9 protein-coding genes are annotated in these 12,364 nt (G+C 66.7%); 4 read left to right on the top strand and 5 right to left on the bottom strand.

Annotated features, from left to right (window positions below; translation table 11 throughout):
- Positions 1-217: 217 nt before the first annotated feature.
- The 5 genes from recG to gmk form a co-directional block, all read right to left on the bottom strand.
- Positions 218-2,269, bottom strand: a complete 2,052-nt coding sequence (recG, locus tag ACUVWL_RS00610; RefSeq protein ID WP_445979153.1) for an ATP-dependent DNA helicase RecG — start codon at positions 2,267-2,269, stop codon at positions 218-220.
- Positions 2,270-2,336: 67 nt separating this feature from the next.
- Positions 2,337-2,723, bottom strand: coding sequence for a RidA family protein (locus ACUVWL_RS00605; protein ID WP_005418954.1), 387 nt, complete (start codon positions 2,721-2,723; stop codon positions 2,337-2,339).
- A gap of 149 nt (positions 2,724-2,872) precedes the next feature.
- A complete protein-coding gene (locus ACUVWL_RS00600) occupies positions 2,873-5,035 on the bottom strand; it encodes a RelA/SpoT family protein (protein ID WP_005418955.1) in 2,163 nt (720 codons plus the stop codon).
- Positions 5,036-5,141: 106 nt separating this feature from the next.
- Positions 5,142-5,441 carry a DNA-directed RNA polymerase subunit omega gene (rpoZ, locus tag ACUVWL_RS00595; protein WP_005410877.1) on the bottom strand — a complete coding sequence of 100 codons (300 nt, stop codon included), beginning with the start codon at positions 5,439-5,441 and terminating at the stop codon, positions 5,142-5,144.
- A 110-nt stretch (positions 5,442-5,551) separates the two neighbouring features.
- The gene (gene gmk, locus ACUVWL_RS00590) at positions 5,552-6,217 is read right to left on the bottom strand and encodes a guanylate kinase (RefSeq protein ID WP_014648271.1); all 666 of its coding nucleotides are present in this window, start codon (positions 6,215-6,217) and stop codon (positions 5,552-5,554) included.
- 290 nt (positions 6,218-6,507) lie between these two features.
- Between gmk and fdnG the strand changes: the two genes are divergently transcribed.
- The 4 genes from fdnG to fdhE all read left to right on the top strand — a co-directional run bounded on the left by fdnG (position 6,508) and on the right by fdhE (position 12,363).
- A complete protein-coding gene (fdnG, locus tag ACUVWL_RS00585) occupies positions 6,508-9,576 on the top strand; it encodes a formate dehydrogenase-N subunit alpha (RefSeq protein WP_445978738.1) in 3,069 nt (1,022 codons plus the stop codon).
- Between the two features lie 10 nt (positions 9,577-9,586).
- Positions 9,587-10,504, top strand: a complete 918-nt coding sequence (gene fdxH, locus ACUVWL_RS00580) for a formate dehydrogenase subunit beta (protein WP_049440473.1) — start codon at positions 9,587-9,589, stop codon at positions 10,502-10,504.
- A complete protein-coding gene (locus tag ACUVWL_RS00575; RefSeq protein ID WP_049440476.1) occupies positions 10,501-11,148 on the top strand; it encodes a formate dehydrogenase subunit gamma in 648 nt (215 codons plus the stop codon). The genes fdxH and ACUVWL_RS00575 overlap by 4 nt, the downstream gene beginning before the upstream one ends.
- 231 nt (positions 11,149-11,379) lie before the next feature.
- Entirely contained in the window at positions 11,380-12,363 is a 984-nt protein-coding gene (gene fdhE, locus ACUVWL_RS00570) for a formate dehydrogenase accessory protein FdhE (protein ID WP_032956068.1), read from the top strand.
- The last annotated feature ends 1 nt before the right edge of the window (position 12,364 follow it).

Below are 12,364 nucleotides of genomic sequence, written 5' to 3'. Positions count from 1 at the left end.
TGGCCGACAACTTCAACAGCAACGCCGAAAACGGGTTTCCCGCGGATGGCGGGGAAGAGCTCTCTGTAGAGTCGAGCCATGCTCGACTCCCGCGCGCAACGCGCACAGCAACCGAGCGTGGGCTCGGCTCTACAGTGGATCCACGCCGTGCGTGGATGAGCGTCCCGGGGATGGGGTCAGAGCCCTTTGCTGTGCAAAGGGGCCTGCCCCCCCCCACTTACGCCGAGGCGTAGCGCACGGCGGTGCCGATCCAGCGCTGCACCACGCGATCGGCCAACGCGGGCTGCTGGGCCAGCAGTCGCTCGGCCAGGTCATGCACGCCGGGCAGCAGGCCGGCATCGCGGGCCAGGTCTGCAATGCGGAAACCGGCCAGGCCGGTCTGGCGGGTGCCCAGCAGTTCGCCGGGGCCGCGCAGTTCCAGATCCTTCTCGGCGATGACGAAACCATCGTTGGTTTCGCGCATGGTCTGCAGGCGCTCACGCGCCATCTGCGAAAGCGGAGCCTGGTACAGCAGCACGCAGCGCGATACCGCCGAACCACGCCCCACGCGGCCGCGCAGCTGGTGCAGCTGGGCCAGGCCGAGGCGTTCGGCGTTCTCGATCACCATCAACGAAGCATTGGGTACGTCCACGCCCACTTCGATGACCGTGGTCGCGACCAGCAGGTCGATCTCGCCGGTCTTGAACGCCACCATCGTCGCCAGCTTTTCGGCGGCTTTCAGGCGTCCGTGCACCAGCCCCACGCGAACGCCGGGCAGCAGTGCCTGCAGCGATTCGTAGGTGGCCTGCGCCGGGGTGGCATCCAGTTCTTCGCTTTCCTCGATGAGCGTGCACACCCAGTACACCTGCCGCCCTTCCTGGCAGGCCAGCGCGATGCGCTCGATCAGCTCCGGGCGGCGGTCATTGTTGAGGGCGACGGTCTGCACCGGCGTGCGTCCCGGTGGCAGTTCATCGATGGCCGACACATCCAGGTCCGCGTACTCGGACATCGCCAGCGTGCGCGGAATCGGCGTGGCGGTCATCACCAGCTGGTGCGGCACGCTGTTGCCACCCGCGCCCTTGTCGCGCAGCGCCAAGCGCTGGTGCACGCCGAAGCGGTGCTGTTCGTCGACGATGGCCAAGGCCAGATCCTGGAACACCACCGCCTCCTGCATCAGCGCGTGGGTACCGACCACCACCTGCGCTTCGCCGCTGGCGACCTGCGCCATCACCTTGGCGCGCGCCTTGCCGGTGACCTTGCCGGCCAGCCAGGCGATACGCACACCGAGCGGCTCCAGCCAGCCGCGCAGGTTGTTGAGATGCTGTTCGGCCAGCAGTTCGGTGGGCGCTGCCAATGCGACCTGCTTGCCCTGCTCCACCGCCAGCATCGCCGCCAGTGCGGCCACCACGGTCTTGCCGGAACCGACGTCGCCCTGCACCAGCCGCAGCATCGGGCTGGGGCGCGCGAGGTCTTCGCGGATCTGCTTGAACACGCGCGCCTGCGCGCCGGTGAGCGCGAACGGCAGCTGCTTCAGCAGCGCCTTGGCCAGCTTGCCAGGACCAGCCAGCGGCGGCGCATGGTGTGCCTGCAAGGCAATGCGCTGGCGACGCAGGCTGAGGTGGTGGGCCAGCAGTTCTTCCATCGCCAGGCGGCGCTGCGCCGGGTGGGTGCCGGCGGCCAGCGCGGCGAGGTCGGCATCCGGCGGTGGCCGGTGCACGGTCAGCAGCGCGCTGCGCAGCGACGGCAGGCCCAGGCCATCGAGCCAACCGCTGGGCAGCAGTTCCAGCGTGCTTTCCTCGGGCAGGCGATCCAGGGCCTGGCCGATCAGCTTGCGCATCGTCATCGGGCCCACGCCTTCGACGGTGGGATACACCGGGTCGAGGCGGTCGCCGAGTTCGGGATCATCGTTGCGGCCCAGCACCTGGTAGCTGGGATGGACGATTTCCAGGCCGAGGTGGCCGGGCTTGGGCGTGCCGAAGCAGCGCAGCCGGTTGCCGACCGCGAACTGGCCGACCTGCTGCTGGCGGAAATGGAAGAAGCGCAGCACCAGGGTGCCCTGCCCTTCGTCCTCCACCGCGACCTTCAGCATCGGCCGGTAGCGCATGCCGCGCTCGACCGCGACCACCCGCCCTTCCACCTGCGCCGGCACGCCGTTGCGCAGGTCTTCGATGCGGGTCAGCCGGGTCCGGTCTTCATAGCGCAGGGGCAGGTGAAGCCAGAGATCCTGCAGGGTGGCCAGGCCACGCGCCTGCAGTTTGGCGGCCACGGCCGGACCGACGCCGGCGAGCATCGCCAGGGATGCTTCGCCGGACGGTGACAGGACCGGGGTGACCGCCGCCTTGCGTGCCACGTGGTGGTCAGTCGATGACCATCACCGCGTCGACCTCGAAGCTGGCGCCCTTCGGCAGGCCGGAGACTTCGATGGTGGAACGGGCCGGGTACGGGGCCTGGAAGTAGTCCTGCATGACCGCGTTGACCTTGGCGAACTCGCCCAGGTCGGTCAGGTACAGGCCCAGACGCACGACCTTGTCCAGCGAGCCGCCGGCGGCTTCGGCCACGGCCTTGAGGTTGTCGAAGGCGCGACGGGCCTGCGCTTCGACGTCGCCAGCGCCGACGATGTCGCCGGTGGCCGGGTCAAGCGGGATCTGGCCGGAGAAGTACACGGTGTTGCCGGCGCGCACGGCCTGCGAGTACGGGCCGATGGCGGCGGGGGCCTTTTCGGTGTTGATGATCTGGCGGGACATGGGTCGCTCCGGTGCTTTGGGGGAAAACAGAGCGGTGATTGTACCGGGTGGGCGCGGCATCGGCTGGGGGTCGGATCCGTTTCCCGGCGGGAAACGGATCCGACCCCGTATGTCGTGTGCGCGGAACGTCATCCACGCATGGCGTGGACCTACTGGCGGCGTACCGACTGCACGACCGACAGGCGGCGCAGGCGGCGCATCACTTCGGCCAGGTGGTTGCGGTCGCGCACCTGGATGTTGAACGCCAGCACGGCGGCGTTGAAATCGCGATCCAGGTAGTCCACGCGCTCGATGTTGGAGTGGCTCTGCGCGATGGCAGCGGCCAGCTGTGCCAGCACGCCGGTGCCGTTCTCCACTTCCACCACCAGCGAGGTGTCGTAGTCGCCGGAGACGGTGGTGTCCCAGCCGATCGGCACCCAGCGCTCGGGCGACTTGCGCAGCTCGGCCAGGTTCGGGCAGTCCATGCGGTGCACCACGATGCCCTTGCCGGCGGTGTGGTAGCCCATGATCTCGTCGCCGGGAATCGGCTGGCAGCAGCCGGCGAAGGTGACCACGCCACGCTCGCTGCCGTTGATCAGGATCTTTTCCTGCGAGTGGTGGCGCGAATGCGGGCCGCCACGCAGTTCGGCGTAGGCCATCAGCGCCTGCGCGGCCTGGGTCGGCATCCAGTTGCCCAGTGCGACCTCGGCCAGCAGGGCTTCCAGGCGCGGGAAGCGGTGTTCGGCCAGGAACGCATCCAGGCGCCCCTTCGGCAGCCGCTCCAGCGACGAATCCATCGCTTCCAGCGCACGGTCGAGCATGCGGTGGCCCAGCTGCACGGCATCCTCGTGCTCCAGCTGCTTGAGCTGGTGGCGGATGGCGGTGCGCGCCTTGCTGGTAACCACGAATTCCAGCCACTGCGGTTTCGGCGTGGCCGAGCGTGCGGTGATGATCTCCACCGACTGCCCCGACACCAGCTTGGTGCGCAACGGCACCAGTTTCTTGTCCACGCGCGAGGCCACCGCCATGTTGCCGACGTCGGTATGCACGGCGTAGGCGAAATCGAGCGCGGTGGAATTGCGCGGCAGGGCCAGGATCTTGCCCTTCGGGGTGAACAGGTAGACCTCGTCCGGGAACAGGTCGACCTTGACGTTGTCCAGGAACTCCAGCGAGGAACCGGCGGCACGCTGCGAGTCGATCAGCTCGACGATCCACGCGTGGGCACGGCTCTGTGCGCTGTTGGGCGAATCGCCGCCGAACTTGTAGGTCCAGTGCGCGGCCACGCCGCGTTCGGCGATCAGGTCCATTTCCTCGGTACGGATCTGCACTTCGATCGGCGAGCCATACGGCCCGAACAGCACCGTGTGCAGCGACTGGTAACCGTTGGCCTTGGGAATGGCGATGAAGTCGCGGAAACGGCCATCCAGCGGCTTGAAGGTGGCATGCACCGAACCCAGCGCGTGGTAGCAGCTGGGCACGCTGCGCACGACCAGGCGGAAGCCGAACACATCCATCACCTGGTCGAAGGATTTGTTCTCGTCGCGCATCTTGTTGTAGATGCTCCACGGGGTCTTGATGCGGCTGATCAGCCGATGCTCGATCCCCTCCTTGGCCAGGCGCTGCGACAGCTGCACTTCCACCTGCGCCATCGCTTCGCGGCGCACCACCGGCTGGCTGCGGATGTGCTTCTCGATGATGGCGTGGCGCCACGGGTACAGCGCCTTGAAACCGAGGTTCTGCAGCTCGCTCTTGACCAGGCTCATGCCCAGGCGCTGGGCGATGGGCGCGTAGATCTCCAGCGTCTCGCGGGCGATGCGGCCGCGCGCTTCGCGGCTCTGCGCACCCAGCGTGCGCATGTTGTGCAGGCGGTCGGCCAGCTTGATCATGATCACGCGCAGGTCGCGCGACATCGCCAGCAGCATCTTGCGGAAGCTCTCGGCGGCCGCCTCCTGGCGGTCGCGGAACTTCAGCTTGTCCAGCTTGGTGACGCCGTCGACCAGTTCGGCCACGGCTTCGCCGAACTCGGCGGCCAGCGCCTCGCGGGTCAGCGGCGTGTCTTCGATGGTGTCGTGCAGGATCGCGGCGATCAGCGCTTCCACGTCCAGGCCGAGCTCGGCCAGCACCTGGGCCACCGCCACCGGGTGGGTGATATAGGGCTCACCCGACTTGCGCGTCTGCCCAGCGTGCGCGGAGGCTCCGACTTCCCAGGCACGGCGCAACAGCGGCAGCTGTTCCGGCGGCAGGTAATGGGCGGCGCGTTCAAGCTGGAGGACGTAGTCGGGTACGGCGGCAGTGGGGGCTGCGGCGACCTTGGCAGTGGGGCCTGGGTTCATGCCCGCAGCCTATTCCAGCGCGACGTTTACGGCAAATCCTGAATGCGAAACAGCCCGCACGGGGCGGGCTGTTCGGTGTATCCAACGATTACGTTGATCGATGCGATCAATCGTCGTTCTTGGACATGTCTTCGTCAGCGACCACTTCGGCGGCAGCCCACTCCAGCGCTTCGCGCTCGGCGCGCTCACGCTCGGCCTTCTCGACTTCGTCGATCAGCGCGTTGTCGATCTTGCGGGCGGCGATTTCGCGCAGCGCCAGCACGGTCGGCTTGTCCTCGGTCTCGCTGTTGTCCAGCGTGGCCTGCACGCCGTTGGCGAGCTGGCGGGCACGCTTGGATGCCATCATGACCAGTTCGAAACGGTTGTTAACGACTTCCAGGCAATCTTCTACGGTGATGCGGGCCATACGGGCTCCCGGCGACCGGTCGGCCGCTCAGTCGAATGAGGGAAAGGGGACGGAGTGTACTGGCAGGGGCTGGACAAAATCAAGCCAACCCCTACCCGATTCTTTTGGAATCAGTCAGTTGCGCCCGGATCGGGAGTCAGCAGGGCCTGGATCAGGCCGGCGTGGCGGACCTTCTGGGCCTCCCGGCGCAGGCGGCTGGCGGTGAAGATGGCGCACAACTCGTCCACGGCGGTGTCGAACACCTCGTTGACGATGACGTAGTCGAACTCGTTGAAGTGCAGCATTTCATCGCGCGCCGCGCCCAGGCGCTGGGCGATGACCGCCTCGCTGTCCTGGCCGCGCTTGCGCATGCGATCCTGCAGGGCCTGCCTGGACGGCGGCAGGATGAACACGGTGACCGTGCCCGGCACCAGCTGGCGCACCTGCTGCGCGCCCTGCCAGTCGATTTCCAGCAGCACGTCCTGGCCGGCGGCCAGCTGCGGCTCCACCGACTGCCGGGCCGTGCCCTTCCAGTCGCCGTGCACCCACGCATGCTCGAAGAAGTCGCCGGCGGCGATCATTTCTTCGAACCTTTCCGCAGAGACGAAATGGTAGTGCTGGCCGTTCACTTCCCCCGGGCGCATCGCGCGCGAGGTGAAGGAGATCGACAGCGCGATCTGCGGGTCACGCGCCAGGGTGGCATTGACGATGCTGCTCTTGCCGGCGCCGGAGGGGGCGGCAACGATGTACAGCGTGCCGCGCGCAACGGCGTCCGACGGCTTCGACGGGGCGCTCATGCGCGGAACCCAACTGGTTGATTTCGCAAAATTTTTCCTCGGTGTTCCAGATCCGGCGCGGAGGATCGCGCCAGGACGGCGGGGGCTGCGCGGAACATCCTGGAACCAGGCCCGGCAGACGCTTCCCCGGGGGGCGGGCACGCAACTTTACCAGAGCGGCCCCGTTGCGCGCCCGCCCCGCCGGCGCCGGGCCTTGTGCCACATGGGCGTGCGGGGGCCTGTGCTATAACCGGGCCGTACCCAACGACAGCCCGGAGGCCCGTGCCTCCCCGCCATCCCAGGAGAACGGCATGCCATCGATGAGCCGCCGCCAGTTCCTGAAAGTGACCGGGACAACCCTGGTCGGCTCCAGCCTGGCATTGATGGGCTTCGCGCCCGGCATCGCGCTCGCGGAGGTCAGGCAGTACAAGCTGACCCGCGCGACCGAGACCCGCAACACCTGTACCTACTGTTCGGTGGCCTGCGGCATCCTGATGTACAGCCTCGGCGACGGCGCCAAGAACGCCGAGCCGAGCATCTTCCATATCGAGGGTGACCCGGACCATCCGGTCAACCGCGGCACGCTGTGCCCGAAGGGCGCCGGCCTGGCCGACATCATCCACAGCAAGTCGCGCCTGCTCTACCCCGAGTACCGGGCACCGGGCTCCAACGATTGGAAGCGGCTGAGCTGGGACGATGCGCTGGACCGCATCGCGCGGCTGATGAAGGAAGACCGCGATGCCAACTTCGTGCAGAAGAACGAAGCCGGGCAGACGGTCAACCGCTGGCTGACCACCGGCATGCTGGCGGCCTCGGCCACCAGCAATGAAACCGCGGTGCTGACCCACAAGGTCGTCCGCTCCCTTGGCATGCTGGCATTCGACAACCAGGCACGTGTCTGACACGGCCCGACGGTGGCAGGTCTTGCCCCGACGCTAGGCCGTGGTGCGATGACGAACCACTGGGTCGACATCAAGAATGCCGACCTGATCCTGATCATGGGTGGCAATGCCGCCGAGGCACACCCGTGCGGATTCAAATGGGTGACCGAGGCCAAGGCCCACAACAAGGCCCGGCTGATCGTGGTCGATCCGCGCTTCAACCGCTCGGCCGCGGTGGCCGACGTGTACGCGCCGATCCGCACCGGTACCGATATCGTGTTCCTGGGCGGCCTGATCAACTACCTGCTGACCGAGGACCGCATCCAGCACGAGTACGTGCTGAACTACACCGACATGCCGTTCCTGGTGAAGGACGAATTCGCCTTCAAGGACGGCCTGTATTCGGGTTACAACGAAGAGAAGCGCAGCTACGACCGTTCCAGCTGGGACTACGCCTACGGTGACGACGGCTACGTACGCAGCGACCCGACGCTGAAGGACCCGCGCTGCGTCTACAACCTGCTGAAACAACACTACGCGCGCTACACCGTGGAGATGGTCGAGCGCATCTGCGGCACGCCGGCCGACAGCATCCGCCAGATCTGGGACATGATCGCGTCCACCGCCGGCAAGGACAAGGCGATGACCATCCTGTACGCGCTGGGATGGACGCAGCACTCGATCGGCGCACAGAACGTGCGTGCCGGCACCATGGTGCAGCTGCTGCTGGGCAACATCGGCGTGGCCGGTGGCGGCATGAACGCGCTGCGCGGGCATTCCAACATCCAGGGCCTGACCGACATCGGCCTGATGTCCGACCTGCTGCCCGGCTACCTGACGCTGCCGAGGCAGGACGAGCAGGACTACGACGCCTACATCGCCAAGCGCACGCAGAAGCCGCTGCGCGCCAACCAGATGTCGTTCTGGCAGAACTATCCGAAGTTCCACGTCAGCCTGATGAAATCGTGGTGGGGCGATGCCGCCACCGCCGACAACAACTGGTGCTTCGATTACCTGCCCAAGCTCGACAAGCCGTACGACATGCTGCAGGCGTACGAGCTGATGAACGAGGGCAAGATCCACGGCTACATCTGCCAGGGTTTCAACCCGCTGGCCTCGGCGCCTAACAAGGGCAAGCTGATCAGCGCGTTCTCCAAGCTGAAGTTCATGGTCAGCATGGACCCGCTGGAAACCGAGACCATCGCCTTCTGGCAGAACCACGGCGCGTTGAACGACGTCGACCCGAGCACGATCCAGACCGAAGTATTCCGCCTGCCCACCACGTCCTTCGCCGAGGAGAACGGCGCGGTGGTGAACTCCTCGCGCTGGCTGCAGTGGCACTGGAAGGGCGCCAATCCGCCGGGTGAAGCGCGCAGCGACATCGAGATCATGTCCGAGCTGTTCCATCGCATCAAGGCGATGTACGAGAAGGACGGCGGTGCGTGGTGGGAGCCGGTGCGCGACCTGGCCTGGAAGTATTCCAACCCGGAGCTGCCGACGCCGGAAGAGCTGGCGATGGAATACAACGGCAGGGCGCTGGCCGACGTGTTCGATCCGAAGGATCCGACCAGGCTGGTGCGCAAGGCCGGCGAGCAGCTGGCCGCATTCGGCGACCTGCGCGACGATGGCAGCACCGCGTCGGGCTGCTGGATCTACATCGGTGCCTGGGGCCCGACCGGCAACATGATGGCGCGGCGTGACAACAGCGACCCCACCGGCATCGGCAACACGCTGGGCTGGGCCTGGGCGTGGCCGGCCAATCGCCGCGTGATGTACAACCGCGCGTCGTGCGACGTGGCCGGCCAGCCGTTCGACCCGCGCCGCACGCTGCTGGCCTGGAACGGCAAGAACTGGGGCAGCGTGGACGTACCGGACTTCAAGGCCGACGAAGATCCCGCCGGCGGGATGGGCCCGTTCATCATGAACCCGGAAGGCATCGCCCGCTTCTTCGCCAAGGCCGGCATGGCCGAAGGGCCGTTCCCGGAGCACTACGAGCCATTCGACACGCCACTGCGCAGCAATCCGCTCAGCCCCGGCCAGGCACTGACGCTGAACAACCCGGCCGCCCGCGTATTCGCCAGCGATCGCGCACAGATCGGTTCGCCGGACGAGTTCCCGCATGTGGCCACCACCTACCGCCTGACCGAGCACTTCCACTTCTGGACCAAGCACGGCAAGTTGAACGCCATCATCCAGCCCGAGCAGTTCGTCGAGATCGGCGCGGCCTTGGCCGACGAGCTGGGCATCAGCAACGGCAGCCGCGTGCGGGTCAGTTCCAAGCGTGGCCACATCGAAGCGGTGGCGATGGTGACCAAGCGCATCAAGGCCCTGCAGATCGATGGCCGGACCGTGCACCAGGTGGGCGTGCCGATCCACTGGGGCTTCCTCGGTGCGGCCAAGCCCGGATACATCGCCAATACGCTGACCAACGCCATCGGTGACGGCAACTCGCAGACGCCCGAATCGAAGTGCATCCTGGTCAAGGTCGAGAAGGTGTAGGAGACACGCCATGTCACTGCAATCGCTGGACATCATCCGCCGCTCGGCCACCACCACGCCCTCGCCGGAAGCGCGCGGTGCGCACACCGGCCAGGTCGCCAAGCTGATCGATGTGAGCAAATGCATCGGCTGCAAGGCCTGCCAGGTCGCCTGCATGGAATGGAACGACCTGCGCGACGAGGTCGGCAGCTGCGTTGGCAGCTATGACAACCCGCCCGACCTGAGCGACCAGTCGTGGACGGTGATGAAGTTCCGCGAGTACGAGGACGAGAAGGGCAAGCTGGAGTGGTTGATCCGCAAGGAGGGCTGCATGCACTGCAGCGACCCGGGCTGCCTGAAGGCCTGCCCGTCGCCGGGCGCGATCATCCAGTACGCCAACGGCATCGTCGACTTCCAGGAAGAGAACTGCATCGGCTGCGGCTACTGCGTGACCGGTTGCCCGTTCGACGTGCCGCGCATTTCCAAGAAGGACCACAAGGCCTACAAGTGCACACTGTGTTCGGACCGGGTGGCGGTGGGCCAGGAACCGGCCTGCGTGAAGACCTGCCCGACCGGGGCGATCACCTTCGGCAGCAAGCAGGCGATGACCGAGCACGCGGCCGGCCGCGTGGAAGACCTGAAATCGCGCGGCTACGGGAACGCCGGCCTGTACGACCCGCAGGGCGTGGGTGGCACCCACGTGATGTACGTGCTGCAGCATGTGGACAAGCCGGAGCTGTATGCCGACCTGCCCAAGGACCCGCGGATCAGCCCGATGGTGGAAGTCTGGAAGGGCGTGGCCAAGCCGCTGGGCGTGCTGGCGATCGCCGCCACCGCCTTCGCCGGCTTCCTGCATTACATCGGCATCGGCCGCAACACGGTCAATGACGAGGAAGAAGAGGAAGCCGAACACGAGGCGAAGAGGATCGAAGAGGAGCAGCGGCCATGAAGTACGCCCCGCACCCGCGGCAGATCATCCGCTACCGCGCGCCGACCCGCATCAATCACTGGATCGTGGCGATCTGCTTCGTGCTGACGGCGCTGTCCGGGCTGGCACTGTTCCATCCCGCGCTGTTTCCGCTGACCCAGCTGTTCGGTGGCGGCCCGTGGACGCGCATCCTGCATCCGTTCATCGGGCTGGCCATGGTGGTCGGCTTTGCGTTTCTGGCGTTCCGCATGTGGCGCGACAATCTGCCGACGGCCGACGATCGCGCATGGATGCGCGGCATGCGCGATGTGCTGCGCAACGAGGATGAGAAGCTGCCGCCGGTGGGCCGCTTCAATGCCGGCCAGAAGCTCCTGTTCTGGGCGATCATTGGTTGCCTGTCGGCACTACTGCTGACCGGCTTCGTGATCTGGCGGCAATACTTCAGCCATCTCTTCCCGATCGGGCTGATCCGCTTCTCGGTGCTGGCCCATGCGTTGTTCGGTTGGGTGCTGGTGTGCGCGATCGTGGTGCACATCTATGCGGCGCTCTGGATCAAGGGCTCGGTGCGGGCGATGACCCAGGGCAAGGTGACCTATGGGTGGGCGTACAAGCATCACCGGCAATGGTTCCGGGACATCCTGCGCGGACGTCGGGAAGAGGGGTAACGGCAGGGCCTGCGGCCCTGCACCTGCAGAGGCGCCTTCGACAGTTCCCCGGTGCTTTTGGTAGGTGTCGACCTTGGTCGACACGATGAACACGGCAACAACCGATGGGGTCAGATCCGTTTTCCTGTGGAAAACGGATCTGACCCCGACCATTTCAAATGGCCTACAGTGCGCTGGACGCCAGCGCTGACAACGGCGAGGATGGAGGCTGGTTCTTCTGGCTGGCCCTGCATGGCGCAACGCATCCTTGAACCCGGTGAGATCGAGACGCTCGCCTCGCGCGACGTGCCGCGCATCATCCTGCCTGATACCGGGTCGCTGTTCGCCACACGCGCGGCGCGCCTGCGCAGCCTGGCCGCGCACAGCGCCATCGGCGGTTACCTGCAGCTGCTGGCGGCATTGGCCGATGCACAGCAGGCGCTGCTGGAGGAATTGACACCCCAGCAACGCGAGGCGCTGCAGGACCACGCGCGCGCGCAGCAGTCCAGCGCGGCCGCCAGTGCCGGCATGCCGTTGCGGCCCGCCAACACACTTCATCTGGACGGGCGCTGGCGCGACTGGCTGCGCACGCTGTGCCGGCACTGCGCCGACGAAGCGGGGCTACCGGCGGAAACACGGCAGGAATTGCTGCGCGTCGCCGCCGCCGACGACACCTGGCTGGATGCGCAGGCCCACGCCGTGCTGGAACGCGCTGACGCGCCCCCGGTCGACGCGGTCGCTGCGCTGCTGGTGATGAATGCGTTGCAGGTGTATTGGGCAGTACTGGCGGCCAGCTTCCGCCCCAGCGACCTGAAGCCGCTGGCCGATGCGCCAGGGCTGTGCCCGCTGTGCGGCACCCTGCCGGTGACCAGCATGGTGCAGGCCCGCCCGCCCTATGCCTCCTACCGCTACCTGTCGTGCTCGTTGTGCGCCTGCCAGTGGCACTACGTGCGCGTGCAGTGCAGCCAGTGTGGCGCCGCTGGCAAGGACATCGCCTATCGCGCCCTGGCTGATGCCGACGGCGATACCGGCCAGGCGGTGCGCGAGAGCGCGGTACGTGCAGAAACCTGCGACCACTGCCACAGCTACCGCAAGATCCTGTATCTGGAAAAAGATCCGTCGCTGGAACCGGTGGCTGATGACCTTGGCACGCTGGCGCTGGACCTGCTGCTGGGCGAGGAAGGCTATGCACGCGCCAGCCAGAATCCGCTGCTGTGGCAATCCGACGGCGAGTGAG

The sequence above is a fragment of the Stenotrophomonas muris genome (genome assembly GCF_052751275.1).
This window is presented reverse-complemented; position numbering and strand designations above follow the sequence as displayed.

Coding starts and splice junctions, on each gene's coding strand:
- recG (WP_445979153.1), bottom strand. CDS start 2,269: ATGCTCGCCGGCGTCGGTCCGGCCGTGGCCGCCAAACTGCAGGCGCGT.
- ACUVWL_RS00605 (WP_005418954.1), bottom strand. CDS start 2,723: ATGTCCCGCCAGATCATCAACACCGAAAAGGCCCCCGCCGCCATCGGC.
- ACUVWL_RS00600 (WP_005418955.1), bottom strand. CDS start 5,035: ATGAACCCAGGCCCCACTGCCAAGGTCGCCGCAGCCCCCACTGCCGCC.
- rpoZ (WP_005410877.1), bottom strand. CDS start 5,441: ATGGCCCGCATCACCGTAGAAGATTGCCTGGAAGTCGTTAACAACCGT.
- gmk (WP_014648271.1), bottom strand. CDS start 6,217: ATGAGCGCCCCGTCGAAGCCGTCGGACGCCGTTGCGCGCGGCACGCTG.
- fdxH (WP_049440473.1), top strand. CDS start 9,587: ATGTCACTGCAATCGCTGGACATCATCCGCCGCTCGGCCACCACCACG.
- ACUVWL_RS00575 (WP_049440476.1), top strand. CDS start 10,501: ATGAAGTACGCCCCGCACCCGCGGCAGATCATCCGCTACCGCGCGCCG.
- fdhE (WP_032956068.1), top strand. CDS start 11,380: ATGGCGCAACGCATCCTTGAACCCGGTGAGATCGAGACGCTCGCCTCG.